This is a genomic window from Streptococcus mitis (assembly GCF_047460035.1).
Lineage (GTDB): Bacteria > Bacillota > Bacilli > Lactobacillales > Streptococcaceae > Streptococcus > Streptococcus mitis_DW.
The window spans coordinates 39,982-65,165 of record NZ_JASHHB010000001.1; the positions used below are offsets into that span (position 1 = coordinate 39,982).

At 39.6% G+C, this 25,184-nt stretch carries 30 protein-coding genes; 8 read left to right on the forward strand and 22 right to left on the reverse strand.

The features are described from left to right. Positions 1-33: 33 nt before the first annotated feature. The 12 genes from QM956_RS00215 to QM956_RS00270 form a co-directional block, all read right to left on the reverse strand. Entirely contained in the window at positions 34-2,580 is a 2,547-nt protein-coding gene (locus tag QM956_RS00215) for a M1 family metallopeptidase (RefSeq protein ID WP_261051375.1), read from the reverse strand. A 121-nt stretch (positions 2,581-2,701) separates the two neighbouring features. Next, positions 2,702-3,142: an ASCH domain-containing protein gene (locus QM956_RS00220; RefSeq protein WP_049542979.1), complete on the reverse strand. Its 441-nt coding sequence runs from the start codon at positions 3,140-3,142 to the stop codon at positions 2,702-2,704. Then, positions 3,117-3,986, reverse strand: a complete 870-nt coding sequence (locus QM956_RS00225) for a putative PEP-binding protein (RefSeq protein ID WP_261065465.1) — start codon at positions 3,984-3,986, stop codon at positions 3,117-3,119. The genes QM956_RS00220 and QM956_RS00225 overlap by 26 nt, the downstream gene beginning before the upstream one ends. Further along, a complete protein-coding gene (locus tag QM956_RS00230; RefSeq protein WP_261021962.1) occupies positions 3,946-4,464 on the reverse strand; it encodes an NUDIX hydrolase in 519 nt (172 codons plus the stop codon). Before QM956_RS00230 ends, QM956_RS00225 begins: the two co-directional genes overlap by 41 nt. 10 nt (positions 4,465-4,474) lie before the next feature. Further along, a complete protein-coding gene (locus QM956_RS00235; protein ID WP_261021960.1) occupies positions 4,475-5,173 on the reverse strand; it encodes a 3-oxoacyl-ACP reductase in 699 nt (232 codons plus the stop codon). Then, positions 5,166-5,402: a DUF2829 domain-containing protein gene (locus tag QM956_RS00240; protein WP_049479736.1), complete on the reverse strand. Its 237-nt coding sequence runs from the start codon at positions 5,400-5,402 to the stop codon at positions 5,166-5,168. The genes QM956_RS00235 and QM956_RS00240 overlap by 8 nt, the downstream gene beginning before the upstream one ends. Before the next feature lie 69 nt (positions 5,403-5,471). Further along, positions 5,472-6,287: a hypothetical protein gene (locus QM956_RS00245; RefSeq protein WP_414302059.1), complete on the reverse strand. Its 816-nt coding sequence runs from the start codon at positions 6,285-6,287 to the stop codon at positions 5,472-5,474. A gap of 3 nt (positions 6,288-6,290) precedes the next feature. Beyond that, entirely contained in the window at positions 6,291-6,611 is a 321-nt protein-coding gene (locus QM956_RS00250) for a PadR family transcriptional regulator (RefSeq protein WP_000665422.1), read from the reverse strand. A 133-nt stretch (positions 6,612-6,744) separates the two neighbouring features. After that, positions 6,745-8,742, reverse strand: coding sequence for a methionine--tRNA ligase (gene metG, locus QM956_RS00255; protein ID WP_414302060.1), 1,998 nt, complete (start codon positions 8,740-8,742; stop codon positions 6,745-6,747). A 123-nt stretch (positions 8,743-8,865) separates the two neighbouring features. Then, entirely contained in the window at positions 8,866-10,125 is a 1,260-nt protein-coding gene (locus QM956_RS00260) for an ABC transporter permease (RefSeq protein WP_261065462.1), read from the reverse strand. A gap of 1 nt (position 10,126) precedes the next feature. Further along, positions 10,127-10,828: an ABC transporter ATP-binding protein gene (locus QM956_RS00265; protein WP_094753202.1), complete on the reverse strand. Its 702-nt coding sequence runs from the start codon at positions 10,826-10,828 to the stop codon at positions 10,127-10,129. Then, positions 10,812-12,020: an efflux RND transporter periplasmic adaptor subunit gene (locus QM956_RS00270; protein ID WP_414302130.1), complete on the reverse strand. Its 1,209-nt coding sequence runs from the start codon at positions 12,018-12,020 to the stop codon at positions 10,812-10,814. The genes QM956_RS00265 and QM956_RS00270 overlap by 17 nt, the downstream gene beginning before the upstream one ends. 290 nt (positions 12,021-12,310) lie before the next feature. Between QM956_RS00270 and gor the strand changes: the two genes are divergently transcribed. Both gor and QM956_RS00280 read left to right on the forward strand, forming a co-directional pair. Then, positions 12,311-13,657 carry a glutathione-disulfide reductase gene (gene gor, locus QM956_RS00275; RefSeq protein WP_414302061.1) on the forward strand — a complete coding sequence of 449 codons (1,347 nt, stop codon included), beginning with the start codon at positions 12,311-12,313 and terminating at the stop codon, positions 13,655-13,657. Positions 13,658-13,845: 188 nt separating this feature from the next. Then, entirely contained in the window at positions 13,846-14,382 is a 537-nt protein-coding gene (locus QM956_RS00280; RefSeq protein WP_023946412.1) for a biotin transporter BioY, read from the forward strand. A 53-nt stretch (positions 14,383-14,435) separates the two neighbouring features. Here QM956_RS00280 and QM956_RS00285 read toward each other — a convergent pair whose 3' ends face one another. After that, the gene (locus tag QM956_RS00285) at positions 14,436-14,651 is read right to left on the reverse strand and encodes a YdbC family protein (protein ID WP_000807422.1); all 216 of its coding nucleotides are present in this window, start codon (positions 14,649-14,651) and stop codon (positions 14,436-14,438) included. Between the two features lie 98 nt (positions 14,652-14,749). Here QM956_RS00285 and QM956_RS00290 point away from each other — a divergent pair, with 98 nt between their 5' ends. Next, positions 14,750-15,070, forward strand: coding sequence for a hypothetical protein (locus tag QM956_RS00290; protein WP_261020068.1), 321 nt, complete (start codon positions 14,750-14,752; stop codon positions 15,068-15,070). Positions 15,071-15,100: 30 nt separating this feature from the next. Here QM956_RS00290 and QM956_RS00295 read toward each other — a convergent pair whose 3' ends face one another. The 8 genes from QM956_RS00295 to rpsP all read right to left on the reverse strand — a co-directional run bounded on the left by QM956_RS00295 (position 15,101) and on the right by rpsP (position 19,065). After that, positions 15,101-15,439: an ATP cone domain-containing protein gene (locus QM956_RS00295; RefSeq protein WP_001196041.1), complete on the reverse strand. Its 339-nt coding sequence runs from the start codon at positions 15,437-15,439 to the stop codon at positions 15,101-15,103. An 11-nt stretch (positions 15,440-15,450) separates the two neighbouring features. Then, the gene (gene trmD / locus QM956_RS00300) at positions 15,451-16,170 is read right to left on the reverse strand and encodes a tRNA (guanosine(37)-N1)-methyltransferase TrmD (RefSeq protein ID WP_261020067.1); all 720 of its coding nucleotides are present in this window, start codon (positions 16,168-16,170) and stop codon (positions 15,451-15,453) included. After that, positions 16,160-16,678, reverse strand: a complete 519-nt coding sequence (rimM, locus tag QM956_RS00305; RefSeq protein WP_261020065.1) for a ribosome maturation factor RimM — start codon at positions 16,676-16,678, stop codon at positions 16,160-16,162. The genes trmD and rimM overlap by 11 nt, the downstream gene beginning before the upstream one ends. A 30-nt stretch (positions 16,679-16,708) precedes the next feature. After that, entirely contained in the window at positions 16,709-17,497 is a 789-nt protein-coding gene (locus QM956_RS00310) for an alpha/beta fold hydrolase (protein ID WP_261021945.1), read from the reverse strand. A gap of 107 nt (positions 17,498-17,604) precedes the next feature. Next, positions 17,605-18,120, reverse strand: coding sequence for a hypothetical protein (locus QM956_RS00315; RefSeq protein WP_261011203.1), 516 nt, complete (start codon positions 18,118-18,120; stop codon positions 17,605-17,607). Positions 18,121-18,163: 43 nt separating this feature from the next. After that, complete coding sequence (locus QM956_RS00320; RefSeq protein WP_033688581.1) at positions 18,164-18,490, reverse strand: MazG nucleotide pyrophosphohydrolase domain-containing protein; 327 nt, start codon at positions 18,488-18,490, stop codon at positions 18,164-18,166. Between the two features lie 43 nt (positions 18,491-18,533). Beyond that, complete coding sequence (gene kphA / locus QM956_RS00325; protein WP_000379617.1) at positions 18,534-18,773, reverse strand: RNA-binding protein KphA; 240 nt, start codon at positions 18,771-18,773, stop codon at positions 18,534-18,536. A 19-nt stretch (positions 18,774-18,792) separates the two neighbouring features. Next, the gene (rpsP, locus tag QM956_RS00330) at positions 18,793-19,065 is read right to left on the reverse strand and encodes a 30S ribosomal protein S16 (protein ID WP_000268760.1); all 273 of its coding nucleotides are present in this window, start codon (positions 19,063-19,065) and stop codon (positions 18,793-18,795) included. A gap of 687 nt (positions 19,066-19,752) precedes the next feature. Between rpsP and QM956_RS00335 the strand changes: the two genes are divergently transcribed. The 5 genes from QM956_RS00335 to QM956_RS00355 all read left to right on the forward strand — a co-directional run bounded on the left by QM956_RS00335 (position 19,753) and on the right by QM956_RS00355 (position 23,587). Continuing rightward, the gene (locus QM956_RS00335) at positions 19,753-20,331 is read left to right on the forward strand and encodes a hypothetical protein (RefSeq protein WP_125455141.1); all 579 of its coding nucleotides are present in this window, start codon (positions 19,753-19,755) and stop codon (positions 20,329-20,331) included. Between the two features lie 2 nt (positions 20,332-20,333). Beyond that, complete coding sequence (locus tag QM956_RS00340; RefSeq protein ID WP_001041097.1) at positions 20,334-20,558, forward strand: helix-turn-helix transcriptional regulator; 225 nt, start codon at positions 20,334-20,336, stop codon at positions 20,556-20,558. Positions 20,559-21,143: 585 nt separating this feature from the next. Further along, positions 21,144-21,887 carry a DeoR/GlpR family DNA-binding transcription regulator gene (locus QM956_RS00345; RefSeq protein ID WP_049542945.1) on the forward strand — a complete coding sequence of 248 codons (744 nt, stop codon included), beginning with the start codon at positions 21,144-21,146 and terminating at the stop codon, positions 21,885-21,887. 12 nt (positions 21,888-21,899) lie between these two features. Beyond that, on the forward strand, positions 21,900-22,712 hold the full coding sequence (locus QM956_RS00350; RefSeq protein ID WP_049542943.1) for an HAD family hydrolase: 813 nt from the start codon (positions 21,900-21,902) through the stop codon (positions 22,710-22,712). 71 nt (positions 22,713-22,783) lie between these two features. Next, a complete protein-coding gene (locus QM956_RS00355; RefSeq protein WP_261011864.1) occupies positions 22,784-23,587 on the forward strand; it encodes a peptidylprolyl isomerase in 804 nt (267 codons plus the stop codon). Positions 23,588-23,642: 55 nt separating this feature from the next. Here QM956_RS00355 and QM956_RS00360 read toward each other — a convergent pair whose 3' ends face one another. Then, positions 23,643-25,184: an ABC-F family ATP-binding cassette domain-containing protein gene (locus QM956_RS00360; RefSeq protein WP_247942081.1), complete on the reverse strand. Its 1,542-nt coding sequence runs from the start codon at positions 25,182-25,184 to the stop codon at positions 23,643-23,645.

Genomic DNA, 25,184 nt, shown 5'->3' on the forward strand with positions numbered 1-25,184 from the left:
GATAGCTGAGTTTTCTTTTTATTTTAGGCTTATTTATGCATTTCCGTACTGAAGAACGACTGCTTCCACTGCAGCTTTTTCACGGTTAATCAAGTCAACACGCGCTGCAATCTCCTTGATTCCCATACCGATGTTACGGCTAAGAGCAAGGTCAGAAAGTTGCGGTTCAAAGAATTCCTTGTACTCTGCCAAACGTTGCTGAGTCTTAAATACATGCGCAGGAAGGATAACAAAGCTATCAAAGCTCATATCTCCTCCAAGGGCTGCCTTAATCCAAGCCCAGTTTTCACGAGCCCAAGACCAAGCTGTTTCCTGAGTTACTTGGTGAGCTAGGAATTGGTAATACCAAGCAGACAAGTCTTGTGGTTTAACCACAAATTTGTCCTTCCAAGCAGCAATCAAGTTTTGGATATTGTCCGCATCTGTACTGTACGCAAGAGCTGCTGCCAACTGGCGTTTAAAGACAGCATCTGTTGCGTGAGTATAAGTATCAAGATAAAGTGCTAACAAGTCTTTGGTCTCATGATGTTTCATCTCATTGATAAGGACTTGTGAGCGAATAGCTGCTGGAAGTCCTGCAAGCTGATCCTTGTGAGCTTCGAAGATTTGGCTAGCGACTTGACTAGCTTCTGCATCATTTGAGCGAATCATCATCGAAACAGCCAGCTGACGAACCAACTCATCCTCATCTGATTCTCCGTCTTTAGCTTCAAAACCAAGACGGTCATAGTTGTGACGAGCCAATTTAGCAACCAAGGCTTTGAAGGCTCTTTCAGCTTCTGTTCCTTCATCGATAAAGCGCTCAAGGGCAGAAATTACTTGAGAGACAGCTGAAACGACAAGGTAAGATTCTTCTTTAGCAAGTTTATCAAGGACTGGAAGCAAGTCTGCATAAGAAATGTGCCCTGCTTCAGCAAGCAAGCGACGTTCTTGGACGATTTGCAGTTTGCTTGTATTATCAAGCTCAACTAGGTCAGCAAGAATAGCATCTAGCAAGTCTCCTTGATAGTCTGTAATGTAGTGAGCTGTATTTTCAGTGTTGAGACGAAGAGCTCCATCATTTTCAGCAAGAAGGGCTGCGTAGCCAGGGATTTCGATGCTTTCAGTTTCGAGTGTATCAGGCAAACCTTTCCAGTTGCTGTTTAGTGGCACAACCCAGAGACGGTTCTTATCTTCGTGCTCACCGATGAAGAATTGTTTTTGTGAAATCTTCAAGACATCATTTTCAACTTTAACAGTGAGAACTGGGTAACCAGGCTGTTCCAACCAAGAATCCATGAAGGCTGAAACATCACGGCCAGACGCTTGACCAAGAGCATCCCAAAGGTCACGACCAATTGTATTGCTGTACTGATGTTTTTCAAAGTAGGCATGCAAACCTTTGGCAAAATCGGCATCACCTAGCCAACGACGAAGCATGTGCATGAGGCGACTTCCTTTGGCATAGACGATAGCTCCGTCAAAGAGCGTATTGATTTCATCTGGATGTTTAACTTCGACGTGGACAGACTGAACACCATCAGTCGCATCTCGTTCAAGAGCGTGAGGCACTCCACCTGTTTGGAAATCTTCAAAGATATTCCAGCTTGGCTCAATGGCATCCACACAGACATATTCCATCATGTTAGCAAAGCTTTCATTGAGCCAAAGGTCATCCCACCATTTCATAGTAACGAGATTGCCAAACCATTGGTGAGCCAATTCATGGGCCACAACAAGGGCAACTTGTTGACGACTGGCAAATGTAGAGTTTTCATCTACAATTAAGCAAACTTCACGGTAGGTCACAAGACCCCAGTTTTCCATAGCACCAGCTGAGAAGTCAGGAAGGGCGATATGGAGAGATTGAGGGATTGGATACTTAACTCCATAGTAATCTTCGTAAAACTCGATTGAGCGAACAGCGATGTCCAGTGAGAAATCAAGGTTAGATAATGGGTGGGCTTTGGTTGAGTAGACACCTACAAGGGTACCGTTTTTAGTTTTAGCCGTCACACCTTGCAAATCACCCGCAACAAAGGCTAACAAGTAAGAAGACATGCGAGGTGTTGTCTCAAACTTCCAGATACCTGTTTCCTTACGGTTTTCAACATCGATTTCTGGCATGTTAGACAAGGCCAATTCACCTTCTGCTTGGTCAAAACGTAGAGAGAGGTCAAAAGTTGCTTTGGCTTCTGGCTCATCCACACATGGAAAGGCTTCGCGCGCAAAATGACTCTCGAACTGAGTAGACAAAACTTCCTTCTTGATTCCATCAACTGTGTAATAAGAAGGGTAAATCCCTGTCATGTTGTCTGTAATTTTTCCTGAGAAAGCGATAGCCACTTTAACTTGACCAGCCTCAGCTAATTCAATATGAAGGGCTTCATTTTCATGGTCAACTGTAAATGGACGAGCTTCCCCTGCAACTTCTGCAGAAGCGATTTCCAAGTCTTTTTGGTGGAGGGAGATGCGGTCACTCTGTGCTTGACCAGTGATGGTCACTTTCCCTGAAAACGTCTTGGTCTCACGACTCAAGTCTAAAAATAAATCATAATGTTCAGGAACAAATTGCGTAATAAAATGTTCAACTGCTTGCATAGTTTTCTCCTATCTAAGTTTAAGAGCTAGAGCTCTTCTTCAAACAAACTTATTATATCATGTTTTGCTGGAGAAAAAAGGATTGGACGGCGATTTCCAAAACTTTCTTCCTTCTAATAGTCTACAGTGGGTAGACCTTGCGAAATTCTTCTAAAACAACCTTGCTTTCAGGTGTAAAAGTCAGTCCTACTTCTTTCAGCCACTCGGCGAAACAATTCTCATGAACCTGACGCCAATAGGTAAGTGATTTGTCTCCCTCACCTTCCTTATAGGCATGTTCAGCTGACACTCGATTGAAGGATTCAACAGAAACCTTTGTAATTTCGACAATACAGACAGCCTGATTTTGACTGTCTAAAATGACATCAAAGGTCCCTTCTTGAGGAAGAGACTCGGCTTCTAGTGCATAGAGGTCGTAGGCTGAGGCTGTTGCAGTCTTTTCGCCTTTTAAAACCAAATCTGCTAAAAGATCTGGTTCCACTCCAAAAGCCCAAGCATCGATTTCATCTCCTATAGAGGGGTTAATTTTCTTGTAGTCATTCCACATTTCTTGCGGTGTCATGGGTGCTCCTTTGTAATTTTTTACTTTCTTCTTTTATGTGTTTAAGATGATCTGGATGGTCAATCTCTAAATTAAAAATCTCTGGAATAGAACTATAGTGGATAATGCATTCGATACCCATCTGATTCATTTTTTGTATGAAAGAAGTATTCAGATAGCCTGCTACAGCAAAATCAATCTTTTCCATCCTTGCTTTATCCTGCATCTGTATTAACATATCTAACATAATTGGACTTTCCATATCATGCCATTGACTGTTTCTCACAGTGGCAAAAACAAAAGAAGTCAAATCATTCATTCCAACTACAATCTTTGAAATATCAGCTTCCAGTATGCTGTCCAAGTCAAAATATGCTGACGGTAATTCAATCATCGTGGCAATTTTCCCAGTAAAACCCTGCTGACGCAATACTGTAATAGCTTGCTTTAACTGCTCAGCATCATTGACAAAAGGAAAGATAACAGATAGATTGGGATTGGTTTGATAAACTTCTGTAACGACATGTGCCTCAGCCTGAAATTCATCCAGACACGCTAGTAAACGCCTAGTTCCTCTATAACCAAACAAGGGATGATTTTCATCAAAATACTCTTTAGTCCCCTTTAGACAATTAGCTTCTGTATTCGTTAATTCAGTAAAACGATAGCAAACTTCTTCATCTGAGTACAGGGAGCAGATAGTCTCTAGATAATCTTTTACAAATTGCTGACAACTTGGTAACAGGATGTTTTGATTGAGCTCTCTCAACAAGTATTCGCCTCTAATCATACCTATGTGGTGCAATAACTGAGGATAAATTTTTTCAAGAATTTTTTCGCCACTCAGAGCTAGTTGGTTTCTCATCATTCACCTTCCAATTCATATACAAGGTCTTGTCCAATTCTGGAAATCCTAATAATTCAGTCTTAACCTTCAATACTAATGGCGATGCATTTTCTTCTGTGATTTTTTGAATATCCATCCAAACATATCCCAGTGAATCATTAACACCATCAGAGATAGCTTCAGAAATAGTAACTTGAGGTGCCTCCTCATTCATTTCAACATCATACAATGCCATGATATGATGAACCATAAAATTTGTTAACTCTTCCCTGACGAAAACATCGTAGATTCGAGGATTGGAGTAGCTTCTAACAGTAAATCCTGTCTCTTCCATAACTTCTCTAATCAGCGTTTCCGTCAGTCCTTCACCAAGTTGCTGACTACCACCGGGAAGGTCTAACCTATTTTTGTAGAGACCTGCTGTTTTTTGAATACAAAGAAGGTAACCATGTTTATAGCAAACACCGTAGACTCCAAAGTGATTTTTGATTTCCATCCAACTACTCCTACTTCAAAGACCAGCCACCATCAATAGTCAATATTTGTCCTTGCATGGCGCTCGCTTTCCCACTTGCTAAGAAAAGGCTGATCTCTGCTACTTCCTCTGGCTCGATCCAGCGTTTGATTGGCGTTTCACTAGCCACCCAGTCCGCTAAGCCACCTGGCTCAAAGTCCGCAGCAGTCATACCCGTCTTGACGGCACCCGGAGCAATTCCAAAGACCTGAATCCCAGCTTCTGCATAGTCTAAAGCCAACTGCTTGGTAAATCCAGCCAAGGCGTGCTTCGAAGAAGTATAGGCGTGTCCACCGCCACCAGCTAGGCTCGAAGCTATGGAGCACATATTGATAATAATTCCTTTTTTATTCTCCAGCATTTGTGTCAAATAATAACGAGTCAACTCAACAGGAGTCACATAGTTGATTTCAAAAATCTCTTGAATTTCCTGCGCCGTTTGTTCCAAAAGTGGTTTGTAATCATCCAAAACTCCAGCAGTATTGCACAAAACATCAACCTGAGGACACCAGTCAAAAATAGTCTCCAAGTCCAAGGTCAAATCTCTCTGTAAAAAGTGGAAATCACCCTGTAAAAGTGGATTTTCACCTTGGTCAATTCCATAAACTTGATAGCCATTCTCTAAAAAGAGGCAAGCTTGAGCTAATCCGATACCTGAGCTCACCCCTGTAATGAGTACACGTCTAGTCATGCACTTCTACCCAATCTGTTGCCAAAACATCACAAGGTGTTGGGCTCCACATAGAAAAACCTTCTCCCTCCCCAGACACGTTGATTAGGAAATAGGGCGTCACTTCAAGTGCAATCCCGTTTTGTTCAATGGTGTCAAAAAGTTGGACATAGTTTTCCGCCCCTCCCCAACCAGTACGTACATATTTTTTCTTAGCCTTTAACCCAGGCAGGATTTCTTCAAATGTCATGTTATTCTCCTTTGATTCTACATTCTTCAATTAATTATAACAAAAAACCGCTTTGCAACGGCTTTTTGACTATATTTCACTCCATTTTATCTTCTTAAACCCACGGAAAAAGAGAAAGATACCAATAAAGAGAACAGCTAAAGGAATGAATTTTGTAAGGAAAACATTTGAAATTCCCATCCACTCATAGTAACGAAGCAGAGAACCTACCACAAGATGGGCAACAATCATACTAACAAATGGACGAAAAATCGGTTCTTTCCAATTCCAAATACTGATGACTAGGGAAATCGTAAAGACAGACAAACTATCCCAGGGAGCAGGAAGATAAAATGCTCCTTCTTGTACAAAACTTCCTATTCCTACATATCCCAGAACAACTAGCAGAACAAGAATTCCAACGACAATATAGGTGCCAATTTTCATTTTAGGAGAATCTTGGACTAATCCCCAACGTAAGATTGTGGCCACAAGAGCAAATCCGACCAGAAAAATAAGAAGTTGCCCTAAAAACGTAAGCAAATTGACTGTTAAGAGAGGACCTTTAGAAAAATCACCCAGTAGATGATAGTAACGTAATATCGCTAGGACAAAAATTGGCGTCAAAAGGGACTCCTTGATAGAACTGCGTGGTGCTTCCTTGAGAATCTCTTTCATTATTTTTTTAGGATTCTTACCTAAATAATCCTCTGCACTCATGCCATCTCGTTCTGCTTCTGAGAAATCTAACATCATCAAATAAATCTGCTCTCTGAGATAGTCCTCATCATAGAGAAATCCAGCAAGATTAAAACTATCCCACAGTTCCTCAAAATACTGCTGATTCTCCTCAGAAAACTTATGCAGCAAAGCGTTTGTTTCTTCATAATACTTCATTTTCTTCATGGTTTAACCCCCATTCTTAATCCCTTCTACTTTTTGACTCAAATCGTCCCATTGTTGCCAAAAGACTGAGACACGCTCTTCTCCTTCTTTAGTTAACGAAAAATACTTCCGATCTGGACCATCTGGCGACGGACGCATGTCGCCTCTTATCCATTGATTTTTTTCTAACTTTTGCAACAAAGGATAAATAGTTCCTGGAACGATAGTGTCAAATCCAGCCTCTCGCAAAGTCTGAACCAACTCATAACCATACCGCTCTTTTTGACCAATCATATCCAAGACACAACCTTCAAGAACACCTTTTAATAGTTGAGTTTCCTTCATTCCTTCTCCCTTCTAATCTATTCTGTAATACCTACTAGTAGCTTCATCTATAATATACCACTTTCACACTAGTTTGTAAAGCATAATAGTTAAAGAAAAAAACAGAACTAGCATGAACTAGTCCTGTCTATTTTTACCCAATCACACTTCCATTCGGTACAGCTGGATCAACTGTGAGAAGAGTTAATTTTCCATCATGTTCAGCTGAGAGGATCATCCCTTGGCTGACATATTTCTTCATCATTTTACGTGGTTTGAGATTGGCAACGATTTGGACTTTCTTGCCGACCAATTCTTGTTCGTTTGGATAGAATTTTGCAATTCCTGAGAGAATTTGACGATCTTCTCCATCACCAGCATCCAAGCGGAATTGAAGCAACTTATCTGAACCTTCTACTTTAGACACTTCTTTGACTTCTGCGACACGGATTTCGACCTTGCCAAAGTCTTCAAACTTGATTTCTTCCTTGTTTAGTTTGAGTTCAACTTCGTCTGGATTCCATTCTTTTTCGACGGCTGGTTTGTTACCTTCCATTTGTTCCTTGATATAGGCGATTTCTTCTTCCATATCCAGACGTGGGAAGATTGGTGTTCCCTTAGCAACTACAGTCACATCTTCTGGGAAGTCAGCCAAGCTCAAGTTTTCAAGGCTCGCTACTTCTTCCAAGCCAAGTTGATTCAAGACTGCACGACTGGTTTCCATCATAAATGGCTCAATCAAATGAGCGACGACACGAAGGCTAGCTGCCAAGTGGCTCATGACACTTGCTAATTGGTCACGAAGAGCTTCATCCTTAGCCAAGACCCATGGAGCCGTCTCGTCAATGTATTTATTGGTACGAGAGATAAGGGTCCAGACCGCTTCAAGCGCACGTGGGTAGTCAACTGCTTCCATGTGTGTATGGTAGTCTGCGATTGATTGTTCTGCAACCTCAGCAAGAGCATTGTCAAATTCAGTCACACCTTCTACATAGGCAGGGATTTGACCATCAAAGTACTTGTTAATCATAGAAACCGTACGGTTGAGGAGATTTCCAAGGTCATTGGCCAATTCATAGTTGATACGGCCGACATAGTCTTCAGGAGTGAAAGTTCCATCTGAACCAACTGGAAGGCTACGCATGAGGTAGTAACGAAGTGGATCTAGTCCAAAACGCTCTATCAACATTTCAGGATAGACAACATTCCCTTTAGACTTAGACATCTTACCGTCTTTCATGACAAACCAACCATGACCAATCAAACGTTCTGGCAATTTGATATCCAACATCATAAGAAGGATTGGCCAGTAGATTGAGTGAAAACGAAGGATGTCTTTTCCAACCATATGGAAGACTGTTCCGTTCCAGAACTTGTCAAAGTTAGCGTGTTCGTCTTGATCGTAGCCAAGAGCTGTCACATAGTTGAGTAGAGCATCAAACCAAACATAGACAACGTGTTTTGGATTTGATGGGACTGGTACTCCCCATGTAAAGGTTGTACGAGATACCGCCAAATCCTCCAAACCTGGCTCGATGAAGTTGCGCAGCATTTCATTCAGACGACCATCTGGAGTGATAAATTCAGGATGGGACTTGAAAAATTCGACCAAACGATCTTGGTATTTGCTGAGGCGAAGAAAATATGATTCTTCAGATACCCATTCAACCTCGTGACCTGATGGAGCAATACCACCAGTTACATTTCCAGCTTCATCACGGAATACTTCTTCAAGCTGGCTTTCTGTAAAGAATTCCTCATCTGAGACTGAATACCAACCAGAGTATTCACCCAAATAGATATCATCTTGAGCAAGCAAGCGTTCAAAGACCTGCGCCACTACTTTTTCATGGTAGTCATCAGTTGTACGGATAAATTTATCATAGGAGATATCGAGTAATTGCCAGAGTTCTTTAACTCCAACTGCCATCCCATCAACATAGGCTTGAGGTGTGATGCCAGCTTCTTCCGCTTTCTGCTGGATTTTCTGACCATGCTCATCAAGACCTGTCAAATAAAAGACATCGTAGCCCATCAAGCGTTTGTAACGGGCTAGGACATCACAAGCAATGGTTGTGTAGGCAGATCCGATATGAAGTTTACCAGATGGATAGTAAATCGGCGTTGTAATATAAAAATTCTTTTCAGACATAATTTTTCCTTTCCAGGCAAATGAAACCTGTTTTTCTAACACTTCATTATATCACATTTTTAAGGATTTTCGATAGGGAAATCTATACAAAAACAAGATAGACGAATGTCCATCTTGTTGATTCTATTCATAACGAAGGGCTTCAATTGGATCAAGTTTTGATGCCTTGTTGGCTGGCAAAACTCCAAAAATCATACCCACGCTAGCTGAAACTGCAAGACTAAATAGGGCAACTGGGATTGATACTCCCACTTCTATACCCGCAATCAAACCTTGCAAAAGTATACCAGCTATAGCGGTTAATCCTGTTGCAATGGTTAGACCAATAACTCCGCCTAGCAAGGTCAAAATCATGGATTCAATCAAAAACTGGATTAAAATATTAGCACGTGTCGCACCCAAAGCCTTACGGAGACCAATCTCACGAGTACGCTCTGTTACTGAAACCAGCATGATATTCATAACACCAGTTCCTCCAACAAAGAGAGAAATTCCTGCGATGGCACTAATAATCGTAGTTATAAATCCAAAAAGTTGTTGTACTTCTTGGAAGGCTGCAGTCGCATCTGCCACCTGATACTCTCCTTGTTGAAGACTAGCAATTTCGGTCATTTTTCTAGCTAATTCTGGTCCTACAGTTGGTGTCAAACTGGTATCATTAACTCGGAAAACAATATCAGAAATTTCATCCATATTGAAGTTATTGGCAAGAGAAATATTAGTCGTAATGGGAAGTCCACCAATACCAAATGTCTTGACAGCCTTGGCCTCATCGCTAGTATAAACACCAATAACACGATAGCTAAAGCCACCAACATCTATAATCTTGTTAACAGCTTCTTGAGCAGACCCAAACAGGCTATTAGCAAGTTCTTGGTCTAGCAAAATGACACTGGCCACATCTTTATAATCTTGAGCTATGAGACTGCGGCCTGCAACAATTTCATTTTCAACCGCCTTCATGTAAGTAATATTTCCACCTGTCAAGCTAGCGCGCTCAACCTTTTTATCTTTATAAGACAGGGTCGTATTTGTCGAGTTGGTTACATAGTAACTATCTACACCCTTAAGTTTGGCCGCCTCCTTAACCCAAGCTTCTTGCGGTTTTGGCGGTTCAACATGGACTTCCTCTTCTTTACCAGAGACTGTCAAAGCTGATTGCTTTTGGGTAAAAGAACCATCTTTACTTTTGATAGGCGAGAAAAAGACATGGATATTCTTCTGTGACTTGGTCATATTTTTATTGATCTGACGAGACATGGAATCTCCCAGAGCCATAATCACAACAACAGATGAAACACCAATGATAATCCCAATCATAGTGAGAAAAGAGCGCATCTTGTGGGCCATTATAGATGAAAAGGCAAATTTCAGATTCTGCATCTTAGTTTTCCTCCTTTTCTAACTGAGCACTATCAGATGAAATAACTCCATCTCGAATGACAATCTGGCGTTTGGCATAAGCAGCGATCTCAGGCTCATGCGTTACCATGATAATGGTTTTTCCTTCTTTATTCAGTTCAACTAATAATTGCATGATTTGGTTACCTGTTTTGGTATCCAAGGCTCCTGTCGGTTCGTCCGCTAGAATAATAGAAGGATTGTTTACCAAGGCACGCGCAATAGCCACACGTTGCTTTTGACCACCAGATAATTCCGAAGGCAAATGATGACTACGTTCTGTCAATTCAACCTTGTCTAAATACTCCTCAGCTAACTTGCGACGTTTTGAAGATGAAACTCCCGCGTAAATCAAGGGCAATTCTACGTTTTGCAGAGCATTGAGTTTAGATAGAAGAAAGAACTGCTGAAAGACAAATCCGATTTGTTGGTTGCGGACCTTGGCTAGTTGTTTTTCACCCAGTCCAGCTACTTCTTGACCTTCAAGATAATACTCTCCACTAGTTGGTGTATCCAACATGCCAATCGTATTCATGAGAGTGGACTTACCAGAACCAGATGGTCCCATGATGGCAACAAACTCACCCTCATTCACTTCTAGGTTGATATTTTTGAGAACCTGCAATTCTTGGTCACCATTACGGTAACTTCTGCAGATATTTTTTAAACTAATTAGTTTCTTCATCAGCCTTTACCTCTTTTCCTTCCTCTAGAGAAGACGTTGGGTTACTGATGACCTTGACTCCATTTGTCAGACCTGATGTGATTTCTTGGTTGTCTGCATCAGCATTGCCCAAACCAACTTCCACTTTCTTGGCCTTTTTCTGCTCGTCAAGCACCCAGACATAGTTCTTATCATTTTCAGTCACAATACTTGTTAGAGGAACCAAAATGGCTTTACTCTTATTCTTGACCTCAACGCTTACTGAAAATCCTTGTTTCAAGTCACCGATTTCACTTGTAACATCAATGGTATATGGATATTTGGAGCCAGAATTACCAGTTGCTGCGGTAGCTGCTGCACTTGCTGCTTCGCCATTGTTTTTAGGGTAGTCAGAAATGTAGCTAATCTTACCAGTCCAGCTCTTATCTTGGTAAACTTTAGATGTAAAGGTTACTTCTTGACCGACAGATAAGTTGGCAAGGTTATATTCAGATAGTTCACCCTTAACTTGCAAGTTTTCATTGCTTACGACATGAACTACCACTTGGCTTGCTCCTGTTGGAGATTTGGAAACGTTACGATTGACTTCGACCACAGTTCCCTCTAGGGTACTGAGAACCGTCATTGCATCCAACTGACTTTGAGCCTTGCTTAATTGTGCCGCTGCATCTGCACGGGCATCACGGGCATCCCCTAGTTGTGCATCAATAGAGGATACTGAATATCCTGCGACTGGAGTTGAAGTTTGCGCTGCAGCTCCTTCGCCTCCTGCTGGCGTTGGCAACTGTGGAGCCGGAGCTGAAGCGGCTTCATTGCGTGCTTGGTTGAGTTCGTTGATATGACGATCTGCCTTCGCAACTGCTCGACTCGCTGAATCATAGGCCGCCTGCGCTTCTGAGCTACTATACTTGACTAAAGCCTGCCCTTCACTAACCTTATCCCCCACAGAAACAAGGATTTCATCTAAATCTCCCTTACTAGCATCAAAATAAACATATTGTTCATTTTTTGCTGTTACTGTCCCTGACAATAAAACAGAGGATGCGACGCTTCCTTCCTTGGCAACAACAAGATGAGTAGGCTCATCTTTTACCGTGGTCTGAGATGGTTGTCTAAAGAGCAAAATCCCCCCAGCACCTAATACAACTACACTGGCAGCACCGATTGCTGCATACAATTGCCACTTTTTAGCTTTACGATTCTTCTTCATAATGAAACTCCTTTTTGATTTAAAGTCCTTAACAATATTATATAAAAATTAGCAAATATAAACAATAACAGTTCAGAACGAAATAATGACATTTCAGGATTTGATTATTGTTCGGAATCTATTTTTATTACCATTGTACTAGTTATATAATACACTTTATTTTTCCTTTTTGCAAGCCTTTTCTTTAATTTTTTTGAACGTAGCAGATTTTTGCAATCAAATCAAAAAAAAGATAGAATATGACTATCAAAAAATGACACTCTACTATTTAAAAGAGTATAAAGGAGTTTTCAATGAGAGAATATGATATCATTGCTATCGGTGGTGGTAGCGGAGGAATTGCTACCATGAACCGTGCTGGTGAACACGGAGCTAAAGCGGCCGTTATTGAGGAAAAGAAATTAGGTGGAACCTGTGTCAACGTCGGTTGTGTTCCTAAAAAAATCATGTGGTACGGGGCGCAAATCGCTGAGACTTTCCATCAATTTGGAGAAGACTACGGCTTTAAGACTACTGATCTTAACTTTGACTTTGCTACCCTACGTCGCAATCGTGAAGCCTATATTGATCGCGCTCGTTCTTCTTATGATGGCAGTTTTAAACGCAACGGAGTAGACTTGATTGAAGGCCATGCTGAATTTGTAGATTCTCATACTGTCAGCGTAAATGGTGAACTGATTCGTGCTAAACATATCGTGATTGCTACTGGTGCCCATCCCAGTATTCCAAACGTTCCTGGTGCTGAACTAGGTGGCTCTTCTGATGATGTATTTGCTTGGGAAGAATTGCCAGAGTCAGTTGCTATTCTAGGCGCTGGTTATATTGCCGTTGAATTGGCTGGCGTACTCCACACTTTTGGTGTCAAGACAGACCTCTTTGTTCGCCGTGATCGTCCTTTACGTGGTTTTGATTCTTACATCGTTGAAGGTCTGGTCAAGGAAATGGAAAGAACAAACTTACCACTTCACACTCACAAAGTCCCTGTTAAGTTAGAAAAAACTACTGATGGCATTACCATTCATTTCGAAGATGGTACTAGTCACACAGCTAGTCAAGTTATCTGGGCTACTGGTCGCCGTCCAAACGTTAAGGGCTTGCAACTTGAAAAAGCTGGAGTAACTCTGAACGAACGTGGCTTTATCCAAGTGGATGAATACCAAAATACTGTTGTTGAGGGAATCTACGCTTTAGGTGATGTAACAGGCGAAAAAGAACTAACTCCAGTTGCTATCAAGGCTGGACGTACTTTGTCTGAACGTCTCTTTAACGGCAAAACAACTGCAAAAATGGATTACTCAACTATTCCAACTGTTGTCTTTTCACACCCTGCTATCGGAACGGTTGGTTTGACAGAAGAGCAAGCTATTAAAGAATACGGTCAAGACCAAATCAAGGTTTACAAATCAAGCTTTACGTCTATGTACTCTGCTTGCACTGACAACCGTCAAGAAACACGTTTCAAATTGATCACAGCAGGTTCAGAAGAAAAAGTTGTCGGACTTCATGGAATTGGCTATGGTGTTGATGAAATGATTCAAGGATTTGCCGTTGCTATCAAAATGGGAGCAACCAAGGCAGACTTTGATGCAACTGTGGCGATTCACCCAACTGCATCTGAAGAATTTGTAACTATGCGTTAATCGAAACAAAAGAAGCTGATACAAATGTATCTGCTTCTTTTTTGATGTTTTCGAATCGATGAAAACAACTTAACCAATAAGCAAAATCGGCCGTTACAGTTTTTGTTACCTTGTTTTAAAAAATTGGTTGACAATAATTACTCTACGAGTATAATAGTTACTATACATCAGAAAAGAGGTTAACTATTTTGAAAAAAGCTCATATTTATGCTATCCCTGCTATTGGAGCTGCTCTCATTGCTGTTTTGGCACAAATCAGTCTTCCAATTGGACCTGTTCCCTTCACTCTGCAAAACTTTGCAATCGGCTTGATTGCAACTGTCTTTAGACCAAGAGAGGCTGTACTTTCTGTTGGACTCTATCTTCTTCTAGGTGCTATCGGTCTTCCTGTTTTTGCAGGAGGTGGAGCTGGTTTTCAGGCTTTAGTTGGTCCTACTGCAGGCTATCTTTGGTTTTATCTTGTTTATTCTGGACTTACATCCTCTCTAACCAACAGCAAGAGTAGTGTTGTCAAGATTTTTCTTGCAAACCTCTTGGGTGATGCCCTTGTCTTTGTCGGCGGGATTCTCAGCTTACATTTTCTTGCTGGAATGGCATTTGAAAAAGCTCTTGTTGTGGGGGTCATTCCCTTTATCATTCCAGACCTTGGTAAAATTATTGCTATTAGTTTTATTAGCCGTCCATTACTTCAACGCCTTAAAAATCAAGCTTACTTTGCTAACTAAAAAAGGATATCGAGTTGTCATGACTCAATATCCTTTTCATTCATTTTGACAACTTAGTTGCCTTTAAAGGCATCCACCATCGTTTGAAATTCTTCATTTGAGAGAGTGATCCCTTTACCCATTTTAGTATGGTCTGGACTCCAAGCACGAATATCAAACTTTGCAGGGGCTCCATTAAAGCTCACACGGTTGATTTCCTTGGTCCAACCTTTTTCGTTTTCAGAAAGAGTCAACAAGTGCTCTTCGATTTCAAATGTAAATTCTGCCATTTTCTTCTCCTTTTTTTGCTTTCATTTGATTATTCGTAAAATCTTGTAGATTTTAGGAAAATTTTATATAATATTGATATAAAAGAAGGGAGGCCAATATGAGACATAAATTCCAGCAAGTTCTAGATAAAATACATGACTTTTTAAATGGACATGACCAACAAGACCAGACTGAAAGCAACTCCCTTACAGCCACTATTGAAGAGGCTATCCAGAAACAAACCGCTGTTCACCTTATCTTGTCTGAGACAAGTTTTACAGGTGATATCATCAAATACGATCAGCAACGCCAGCAAATTATCGTGAAAAATTTTGCCAAAAATGTGACCCGTATTATCCGCATAAGCGATATTCAACGCCTGCGATTTGTCCCGTCAACTGTCCAAACAGCCCAAAATAATAGATTTAAGAAAGAGTGAGATGTAGTTGCTTCATCTCACTCTTTTTTCTTAGCGAACTTGTTCAAAATGTAAATGAACAGCGATATGATCTCCATAACCACTTCTTTCCAAGTCACGTTGTAGACGATAGGAAATGTAGTGTTCTGCAATGGTAATGTAACCTGCACCCAGTAAACGATGTTCAACCATAGACTGAATCATGCTGATGGTAGCGCGTTCCACCTTGGCCTCTTCCAAATCCAAAACCACTTTCTTAGTGACTTGTGCAAGGTTTTGACGTAAATCATCTGTCAATACATAGACAGTCTGGGCTGCTTTTAAGATAGCTTGGTAAATCTTATCTGGATTAAATTCAGCAATTTCTCCATCACGTTTGATTACTTGCATAGGTATCTCCTTTATTCTTTGTTTTCTTTAATTTCTGCCAGCATTTTTTCTTCTTCTGCTGTCAGTTGATAATGTTCAAGCAAATCCGGTCTGCGTTCATAGGTTTTCTTTAAACTCTCATACAGGCGCCACTGACGAATCTTTTCATGGTGTCCACTCATCAGTACATCTGGCACGACCATCCCTCGATAATCATAAGGGCGTGTGTACTGAGGGTATTCGAGAAGGCCTGAAGAAAAACTATCATCTTGGTGGCTAGACTCCTTGCCAATCACTTCTGGAATCAGGCGAACCGTCGCATCAATCATGGTCATGGCTGCCAATTCTCCACCAGTCAGGACATAGTCCCCCAGGGAAATCTCATCTGTCACCAAGGTCTTAATGCGCTCATCATAACCCTCGTAGTGCCCACAGATAAAGATTAGCTCTTCCTCTTGAGACAAATCCTCGGCATAAGCTTGATCAAACTGCTTTCCAGCAGGATCGAGGAGAATGACGCGCGGATTTTTCTTTTCAATAGCATCAAAGGCATCGAAAATGGGTTGTGCTCGGAGCAACATCCCCTGACCGCCTCCGTAGGGCTCATCGTCGACATGGCGGGCCTTTTCAGCATTTTCTCGAAAATTATGATACTGGATATCCAAGAGCCCCTTTTCTCGAGCCTTTCCAACGATTGAGTGCTCTAGCGGAGAAAACATCTCTGGAAAAAGGGTTAAAATATCAATCTTCATCGTCTAACCCTTCTAAGATTTCCACATCGACCCGTTTATTTGGAATATCAACATTGAGAACCACTGGTGGGATATAAGGCAAGAGCAAGTCACGCTTGCCTTTTCGCTTAACCACCCAGACATCGTTGGCACCTGGTTGCAGGATTTCCTTGATGGTTCCAATCAAGTTATCACCCTCATAGACTTCCAAACCGATAATCTCGTGATAATAAAATTCACCTTCGTCTAGGTCATTCAAATTTTCCTCAGCAACCTTGAGACTGTATCCCTTGTACTTTTCAATAGCATTGATATGGTACATATCTTTGAATTTAATGATATCAAAGTTCTTCTGTTTACGATGGCTAGCGATGGTCACTGTTTGAACAAACTGATCTTTTTCATCAAATAAGGCTAGCTCAGTACCTTTTTTAAACCGTTCTTCTGCAAAATCCGTCACAGACAAGACTCGCATCTCACCCTGCAACCCTTGCGTATTGACGATTTTCCCAACATTAAAGTAGTTCATCTTGTCTCCTGTACTCTATTTCTATCCATCTTATTCGGACAATTCTCGAATAATAGTCACAATTTTTTCTGATTCTGACCATTGTAAATAATGGTGATTCCCTCCTAAAATGAGTTTAGTATTGGAAGTCCAATATTCTGATTCTCTGTACTCTTTTTCTCTATAAGGCTGACAAAAAATAAATACAGGGATATAAGATTCTATAGATACATTCTCAAAATCTTCCTCAGTAATCTCTCCAGATATCTGAAATCCTGTATCTTGATTTTCCAACTCTGAACCTTTTTCTTGCATTATTTCCCAGATTTCTTTATTAATCTCAGGGCTAAATGTTGCTTGAGTTAAGTTCTTAAAATAAAGTTCAGGACCAAATTCTTCAATCAGTCTCATTTGCTCTTCCATTTCTGGATAAGGATTTTCTGAAAAATCAGCAAACATTACTTTTTTAGTTGTCGGTTCAAGCGCTACTAAAGCCTGACACTTAATTGGTTTGTTGAGCAATTCACAAGCTAAAATTCCACTCAAACTATGTACACAAAGTATATATTCAGAAATCCCTAATTCTTCAAGTACTTCATAAACCGCATCTGCAAGATTATCTAGATTTTTTCCAGTTTGGTCATGAATCGGACTCCTACCTGTGTTCGGAAAATCAATTGTCAAATAACCAATTGTAGGAGGAAGTTTTTCAAGTATAAGTGAAAAATTTTCATAACTTGGTAGCAAACCTGCGCCACTTAAACAAACTAGTATTTTCTTTTGCTTTTGATAAGTAACAGAGAGACTACCAATTTCTGTAGATACTTCAAACCTCTTCATAAAGAAATCCACTCGTTCTATATAATGAATTATTAAAAATCCTTATCCTTTATTTTATCACGTTCCAAAGATTTTCTCAAGTTAGAGGAAAATACATAGAGGGCCCGCTATAGTCCAAAAAGTGCTAATATTTTCCTCTTTAATGTTAATTTATATTTGAAAGATGAGATATTTACATTCCCGTTATACATATTGCTATAAAATGTATATTCCCCAATTTCACCCTGACTTGTTTTCCATTTCATTCTTAAACTAGGCATATTCTCTGGTAAATTTGTATGAATCAATAAGCATGTATAATTCTTTAAATTTTTAACTGTATGCAGTTTATTATTTACAATCAAACAATCGTTTCTTGAATCATAGTTTAAAGAATAAAATTCTACTATTTCAATATCAACTTCTTTGGGATAAAAAATCAAATGATTAAAAGGTTTGCTACTTATATTATGTGTAAATTCATGAATATAGTGAAAATTTGTATGTAAAGATTCAAACTCGAATGGTTTAATTTCCTTGATTTCAATATTATTGATATAAACCTTATTTTGGAACGTTATCTTTATAATCACAGCAATAAATGTTGCAATTTGTAAAATTCGTAATAGCCAATCAATATACATTGACCAATCTATGTTAAAAACACAATCAATATTCATTCTTTTTTCAGTTTTCTTTCAAAAAGCCTTCCAAATCTCGTTCATGCTGATATTTGATAGCCGCCTTTTTGTCTTTTTCAAAAATGGTCTTGGTTAGATCTATGTCGTTGATGGCCGCAATTGCGACAGTGTAGTGAATGATATCAGCCAATTCTTTTGCTAGTTCCTCGTTCGAATCTTGAACTCCCTCTTTTCGACCAGAGCGTCCATTTAAAACCTCAGCAACTTCTCCAACTTCTTCTACTAGCTTAATAAAAAGCCCTTCTTCTGTTCTAGATTGTCGGTAATGGTCAAGTAAATATTCCTCTAGTTGTCTAACTGTTAAATCTCTCATTCTTTCTCCTTGCAAAAAAAGCGAGACATTCGTCCCGCCCTTCTTATTTTTCGTCAATAACGATTCTTACTTTTTTGTCTTCAGTTGGGACAGAGTAGACAATCGTTCTTATCGCAGAAATAGTGCGACCCTTACGACCGATTACACGACCCACATCGCTTTGATCAAGATCCAAATGATATTCCAAAAACTCTGGTGTATCTTCAATCTTGATAGTTAAGGCATCTGGTTGTGAAATCAAGGGTTTCACAATCGCAATAATGAGATTTTCAATCGTATCCATCTGTCAACCTACTTTAAATTTATTTTGAGAATTTAGAATCGTGGAATTTCTTCAATACACCTTCTTTTGAAAGGATGTTGCGAACTGTATCTGAAGGTTGAGCTCCATCAGCCAACCATGCAAGAACGCGGTCTTCTTTCAAAGTTACTTGGTTTTCAGCAACAAGTGGGTTGTAAGTTCCAACTGTTTCGATGAAACGTCCGTCACGTGGTGAACGTGAATCTGCTACGTTGATACGGTAGAAAGGTTTTTTCTTAGAACCCATACGAGTCAAACGGATTTTAACTGCCATTTTTAAAGTCTCTTTTCTTATTTTTTATTTCGGTGAAATAGCTGAGCTATTTATCACATGTTCTATTATAGCAGATTTCTGGCAGGTGTCAAGAAAAAAACTTGACAGACTATAAAATTTTTAAACCATTTAGAAATTTGTTAGAAGTAGGAAATAAATGTTTGAAAGAAGCTATCCGTGAATACTATTTTATACTCAATGAAAATCAAAGAGCAAACTAGGAAGCTAGCCGCAGGCTGTACTTGAGTACGGCAAGGTAAAGCTGACGTAGTTTGAATTTGATTTTCGAAGAGTATTAGAAACATTTTATAAAGACCATCAAGTCAAACCCTTCATATCGCCTGAACGAGATTTGGATACTTGGCTCCTAAATTCTAAGCCCGTTCCCAAACGAAATATCAAGGATTTTAAGAATGATATCTACTAATTAATTTATAAAATATAAATTAATAGATTCTAAATAGGGGAATAATTTAGTTCTGTAAAAATTAACTTCTACACCTATAACGCTTATTCTGACAGACTTTATAACAGTCTAAGAAAAAAGTAGAGATTCATAGAGTATCTAGATTTTCCAAATAATTGCCACCTTGGCACATAAATTCTTGCTTTCTGAATTTAAATGTGATATATTTATAACATAAAATTTAAGTGTGATATATTTATAACACAAAAAAGGAGTCTATCATGAAAAAAAGTCAAAAAATGCGTGGCCTCATTGCAGTGATTACCGTAGCTCTCTTTATTGATTTTACTGTTTTATTTGGTTCTAATCTTAGTTGGGGACCCAAGTTAGTTATTACTGGTATTTCAGTGTTAGGTCAAATTGTAGCTATTTGGAGCTGGCTACATAAGAGCCAGAAAGGTAAGGGAAAGATTATTTTTGACTTGTCTGCTAAGCTTTACACGATACTTGTGTTTGCAGCAAGCATTTTTTATACAGTAGGGCTTTGGGTTGCGACCCCAAGCGTAAGTTCTGGTATTAAAGAATGGATTTTGGGAATGGGCCTCGTTATTGAAGTGATTGCATTTGGTTTTTTCTCTTTAAAAAATGTCAAGGAAACTCCGGACGAACGCTTTTATGCTAATCTAGCAAAGGCAGCTAGCTTGATGTTTGTTTTTATACTAGGCGCACTGATGATCTTAGCAGTTATCATTGGGTATATGGGGTCTCTCACTCTTTACATGGGACAGATATTTATTAGCATAGCTGTCTTGATTTGCATCTTTGCGGTTGTCTATTTTATCTTGGAACGTAGAGGATAAGCATGGCCAAAGAAAGCAAGATTATTACTAATCTCAAATCTGTTCGTGAGTCCACAGGCATGACCCAGCAGGAGTTAGCCGACCTCATCGGCATGCGACGCGAGACAATTCTGCACTTGGAAAATAATCGTTACAACCCTTCGCTGGAAATGGCTCTTAAAATTGCTCAAGTTTTTAATCTGAAAGTAGAAGACCTCTTTGAACTCAGACAGAAAGAGGAAGCATAATTCTTTTCGAGACCTATTATTAAGTTCATTGACTAATTAGGAATTGAAGCCAAAAGAAAAAATCCTTTGAAAATGTGCTCTTTTAAAATATAGCAATTCTTTCGAATTAACCTTTACTAATTGTGATGCTTTACGAGCTTTCTTAAGATCTGGTTCCCTAAATACTTTGAGTACACTTATGGCATTGATACCCCTAAGCATCTAAAAACTCTGGTGGAAAAAGGTTATACTCTTGTCGAAACTGCATTTGACTCACTTAACCATCTAAATGCTACTATGAAAAAGAATATTCTGAAAAGCAAGGGAATTACAAGACTGTCTAAGATGAAGGCTACAAATTTGGTCAAAGCCCTTCATGACAACTTTCAGAAGAAGAATTAGCAATCGTGGCTACAAATTGACTCCAAAGGGGGAGCAGATACTGGAACAATACAAGGATATTATCGACCGTCATCCAAAGAAGAATCTTTAATCAACCAAGTCAGGTTGATTTTTTTGTAGATTATTCAAAACACTTATAAAACATTACAAACGTTGACAATCGCTTACAAAAGAGGTATATTAGTATTGAAAGGGGGAATTCATATGTACCAAGAACAACGATTAGAAGAAATCATTAAACTTTTAGAGGATAGAGGAAGTCTATCAGCAAAAGAAATGGTTGACTATTTCCAAGTATCCAAAGATACCATCCGCAGAGATTTTTCTATTCTCGCAAAAGAGAAACGAGCAAAAAGAACTCATGGAGGTTTATTGCCAATTCAAAAGCAAAGGATTCTTGGTTTTCAAGGTCGAGCAGAACAATCTTCCAAAGAAAAAGAGAAAATTGCTCATTTAGCTACCCAACTTATTTCTGAATCACAATTAATTTTCTATGATGTTTCAACAACTGTACTTGAGTTAGCAAAAATAACAGATAAAAAAGTCACTATTTTCAGCCATTCATTAGATAATGCGCTTATTCTAGGAGGGAAAGAAAATGTCGATTTTCACATTCTAGGTGGACGATTTCATAAAAAAAATCGTTTCTATTACTCATTAGAAGAATCGGACATTTTAAACTCTATTAAGTTTGATTTAGCTTTTTTTGGAGCTGCAAGTCTTTCAGATGGTCAAGTTAGTTTTGAAGACCAAGAAGATGTTCTAATGAAAAAGAGAGCATTTAAAACAAGCAAAACTCGTGTCTTACTGGCTGAAACCAGTAAAATAAGCAAACACTCTCACTTTATTCTTTCTGAACTAGCTGATTTTGATTATTGGATTACAGACAAAGAACCCGATATAGAAATTCAGAAATATTTAGATGGTAAAACAACTATTCTATTTTAAAAGAGGTTAACTATGACAAATATTAAATTGATTATAACCGATATTGACGGAACAATTTTAGACAAAAATCACCAGATAGACTCTTATTTGCCAGAACTGATGCCAATTTTAAAACAAAAAGAAATCCCTTTTGTCTTAGCTTCTGCTCGCTCACCTCTCGGTATTGCTCCAATCTCTAAAGAACTAGGTATTAGTAACTTCCCAATCGCATGTTATAACGGTGCCCTTATCAGTAAGGGGGATGAGGTCCTAAGTCAGCATTCTATTGATAAAAAAGAATTAACATTTCTTCATGATTTTTTAAAAAGAGAATTTCCGACAGTTTCTATCAATGTTTATTCTGGACAAGATTGGTTTGTTAATACTTTAGATAAATGGGTACAAATCGAAGCCGATATTACTGGAGAAAGTCCAAAAGTTACATCTATAACAGATTTGATAAAAGAGGAATATACTCTTGTTCATAAACTATTATTAATTGATAAAGCAGACACTATACAGAAACTGCAAAACACCTTATCCATTATGGATTTCCCTCAAACGGATTTTTATCTCTCCAAGAATAACTATCTTGAAGTCACACATAATCAAGTATCTAAAAAACAGGCTCTGTTAGAATTGGCTAACTACTATCAAATTTCCCCAAAGGAGATTATGGCCTTGGGTGACAATTATAATGATGTTCCCATGATTGAAACCGCAGGCCTTGGTATTGCAATGGGAAATGCACCTACAGATGTCAAATCCTGTGCAAATGCAGTAACAGATTCTAATGAACAAAATGGAGTAAGTCAAGCTATAAAGTTATATGTGTTATCAGAATAATCTCTATTGATATTTGAAATAAACTTCCTTTTAGGGTACAATGGTAGAAATAAATTTTTGAGAGGAACAGAATGAAAAAACTAGCAACCCTTCTTTTACTATCCACTGTAGCCCTAGCTGGATGTAGCAACATCCAACGTAGTTTGCGTGGTGATGACTATGTAGATTCTAGCTTGGCCGCTGAGGAAAGCTCCAAAGTAGCTGCCCAATCTGCCAAGGAGTTAAACGATGCTTTAACAAACGAAAATGCCAATTTCCCACAACTATCTAAAGAAGTTGCTGAAGACGAGGCTGAAGTGATTCTACACACAAGTCAAGGAGATATCCGTATCAAACTCTTCCCTAAACTCGCTCCTCTAGCGGTTGAAAACTTCCTCACTCATGCCAAAGAAGGCTACTATAACGGTATTACCTTCCACCGTGTCATCGATGGCTTCATGGTTCAAACTGGAGATCCAAAAGGGGACGGTACAGGTGGTCAGTCCATCTGGCATGACAAGGACAAGACAAAAGACAAGGGAACTGGTTTCAAGAACGAGATTACTCCTTATCTCTATAACATCCGTGGAGCTCTTTCTATGGCTAATACTGGTCAACCAAACACCAATGGCAGCCAGTTCTTCATCAACCAAAACTCTACAGATACCTCTGCTAAACTCCCTACAAGCAAGTATCCAAAGAAAATCATCGAAGCCTATAAAGAAGGGGGAAACCCTAGTCTAGATGGCAAACACCCCGTCTTTGGTCAAGTGATTGACGGTATGGATGTTGTAGATAAAATTGCCAAAGCCGAAAAAGATGAAAAAGACAAGCCAACTACTGCTATCACAATCGACAGCATCGAAGTGGTGAAAGATTACAATTTTAAATCTTAAAAACCAAAAAAATACAGTATCCACATTCGGTACTGTATTTCTTTTATCCTCATTCTTAAGTTAGCTTGTTAAAATCCCAGATTTGATCCATCCAGCCTTCATAGAAGTCTGGTTCGTGGCAGACCATAAGGATAGACCCTTTGTATTCTTTAAGAGCACGTTTGAGTTCATCCTTGGCATCCACATCCAAATGGTTGGTCGGCTCGTCCAGCACTAAGACATTGTTTTCACGATTCATCAAGAGACAGAAACGAACCTTGGCTTGTTCCCCACCTGACAAGACCTGAATTTGGCTTTCAATATGCTTGGTTGTCAGACCACAACGGGCAAGGGCTGCACGGACTTCTGCTTGGTTGAGAGCTGGAAAGGCATTCCAGACAGCCTCTAGTGGTGTTTGACGATTGCCACCTTCTACTTCCTGCTCAAAATAACCAAGTTCTAGGTAGTCACCGCGTTCAACTTCCCCAGCGATTGGCGGGATAATTCCCAAGAGACTCTTCAAGAGAGTTGTCTTCCCGATACCATTTGCCCCGATAATAGCAACCTTTTGATTACGTTCAAAAGTAAGATTTAGTGGCTTAGTCAGAGGACGATCATAACCAATTTGCAAATCCTTGGCTTGGAAGATAAAGCGCCCTGGCGTACGAGCTGATTTGAAATCAAAGGATGGTTTTGGTTTCTCACTTTGTAATTCGATAATATCCATCTTATCCAATTTCTTCTGACGAGACATGGCCATGTTTCGTGTTGCAACACGCGCTTTGTTTCGGGCAACAAAGTCCTTAAGGTCCGCAATTTCTTTCTGCTGACGTTCGTAGGCTGCCTCTAGCTGAGATTTCTTCATAGCATAGACTTCTTGGAACTGGTAGTAGTCACCAGAGTAACGCGTCAGCTGTTGATTTTCCACATGATAGACGATATTGATAACATCGTTCAAGAATGGAATATCGTGTGAAATAAGGACAAAGGCATTCTCATAGTTTTGGAGATAGCGCTTGAGCCAGTCAATATGCTCAGCATCCAAGTAGTTGGTTGGCTCGTCCAAAAGCAAGATATCGGGCTTTTCAAGGAGGAGTTTTGCCAAAAGCACCTTGGTTCTTTGCCCACCTGACAAAGAAGTTACATCTGTATCCATGCCAAAGTCCATGACACCAAGGGCACGCGCTACTTCGTCAATCTTAGCATCCAAGGTATAGAAATCACGACTCTCTAAACGATCTTGCAGTTCGCCAACTTCTTCCATGAGAGCATCAACATCCGCACCGTCTTCAGCCATTTCCATATAAAGGTCATTGATACGAGCTTCAGCTTTAAACAGCTCATCAAAGGCTGTACGGAGCACATCACGCACCGACTGCCCTTCAGCAAGGACAGAGTGCTGATCCAAGTAACCGGCAGTCACATATTTGGACCACTCAACCTTCCCTTCATCTGGCAACATCTTACCAGTCACGATACTCATAAAGGTTGATTTTCCTTCACCATTGGCACCGACCAGGCCAATATGTTCTCCCTTAAGGAGACGAAAGGACACATCTTCAAAAATTGCACGGTCACCAAAACCATGACTCAGATTTTTAACTTCTAAAATACTCAT

Coding starts and splice junctions, on each gene's coding strand:
- QM956_RS00215 (WP_261051375.1), bottom strand. CDS start 2,580: ATGCAAGCAGTTGAACATTTTATTACGCAATTTGTTCCTGAACATTAT.
- QM956_RS00235 (WP_261021960.1), bottom strand. CDS start 5,173: ATGACTAGACGTGTACTCATTACAGGGGTGAGCTCAGGTATCGGATTA.
- QM956_RS00225 (WP_261065465.1), bottom strand. CDS start 3,986: ATGAGAAACCAACTAGCTCTGAGTGGCGAAAAAATTCTTGAAAAAATT.
- QM956_RS00220 (WP_049542979.1), bottom strand. CDS start 3,142: ATGACACCGCAAGAAATGTGGAATGACTACAAGAAAATTAACCCCTCT.
- QM956_RS00290 (WP_261020068.1), top strand. CDS start 14,750: ATGAGACATAAATTCCAGCAAGTTCTAGATAAAATACATGACTTTTTA.
- QM956_RS00230 (WP_261021962.1), bottom strand. CDS start 4,464: ATGGAAATCAAAAATCACTTTGGAGTCTACGGTGTTTGCTATAAACAT.
- QM956_RS00260 (WP_261065462.1), bottom strand. CDS start 10,125: ATGCAGAATCTGAAATTTGCCTTTTCATCTATAATGGCCCACAAGATG.
- kphA (WP_000379617.1), bottom strand. CDS start 18,773: ATGGATACGATTGAAAATCTCATTATTGCGATTGTGAAACCCTTGATT.
- QM956_RS00360 (WP_247942081.1), bottom strand. CDS start 25,184: ATGAGTATTTTAGAAGTTAAAAATCTGAGTCATGGTTTTGGTGACCGT.
- QM956_RS00345 (WP_049542945.1), top strand. CDS start 21,144: ATGTACCAAGAACAACGATTAGAAGAAATCATTAAACTTTTAGAGGAT.
- QM956_RS00295 (WP_001196041.1), bottom strand. CDS start 15,439: ATGCAAGTAATCAAACGTGATGGAGAAATTGCTGAATTTAATCCAGAT.
- QM956_RS00335 (WP_125455141.1), top strand. CDS start 19,753: ATGAAAAAAAGTCAAAAAATGCGTGGCCTCATTGCAGTGATTACCGTA.
- metG (WP_414302060.1), bottom strand. CDS start 8,742: ATGTCTGAAAAGAATTTTTATATTACAACGCCGATTTACTATCCATCT.
- QM956_RS00340 (WP_001041097.1), top strand. CDS start 20,334: ATGGCCAAAGAAAGCAAGATTATTACTAATCTCAAATCTGTTCGTGAG.
- QM956_RS00285 (WP_000807422.1), bottom strand. CDS start 14,651: ATGGCAGAATTTACATTTGAAATCGAAGAGCACTTGTTGACTCTTTCT.
- rpsP (WP_000268760.1), bottom strand. CDS start 19,065: ATGGCAGTTAAAATCCGTTTGACTCGTATGGGTTCTAAGAAAAAACCT.
- QM956_RS00245 (WP_414302059.1), bottom strand. CDS start 6,287: ATGAAGAAAATGAAGTATTATGAAGAAACAAACGCTTTGCTGCATAAG.
- gor (WP_414302061.1), top strand. CDS start 12,311: ATGAGAGAATATGATATCATTGCTATCGGTGGTGGTAGCGGAGGAATT.
- QM956_RS00310 (WP_261021945.1), bottom strand. CDS start 17,497: ATGAAGAGGTTTGAAGTATCTACAGAAATTGGTAGTCTCTCTGTTACT.
- QM956_RS00350 (WP_049542943.1), top strand. CDS start 21,900: ATGACAAATATTAAATTGATTATAACCGATATTGACGGAACAATTTTA.
- trmD (WP_261020067.1), bottom strand. CDS start 16,170: ATGAAGATTGATATTTTAACCCTTTTTCCAGAGATGTTTTCTCCGCTA.
- QM956_RS00240 (WP_049479736.1), bottom strand. CDS start 5,402: ATGACATTTGAAGAAATCCTGCCTGGGTTAAAGGCTAAGAAAAAATAT.
- QM956_RS00355 (WP_261011864.1), top strand. CDS start 22,784: ATGAAAAAACTAGCAACCCTTCTTTTACTATCCACTGTAGCCCTAGCT.
- rimM (WP_261020065.1), bottom strand. CDS start 16,678: ATGAACTACTTTAATGTTGGGAAAATCGTCAATACGCAAGGGTTGCAG.
- QM956_RS00265 (WP_094753202.1), bottom strand. CDS start 10,828: ATGAAGAAACTAATTAGTTTAAAAAATATCTGCAGAAGTTACCGTAAT.
- QM956_RS00250 (WP_000665422.1), bottom strand. CDS start 6,611: ATGAAGGAAACTCAACTATTAAAAGGTGTTCTTGAAGGTTGTGTCTTG.
- QM956_RS00315 (WP_261011203.1), bottom strand. CDS start 18,120: ATGTATATTGATTGGCTATTACGAATTTTACAAATTGCAACATTTATT.
- QM956_RS00320 (WP_033688581.1), bottom strand. CDS start 18,490: ATGAGAGATTTAACAGTTAGACAACTAGAGGAATATTTACTTGACCAT.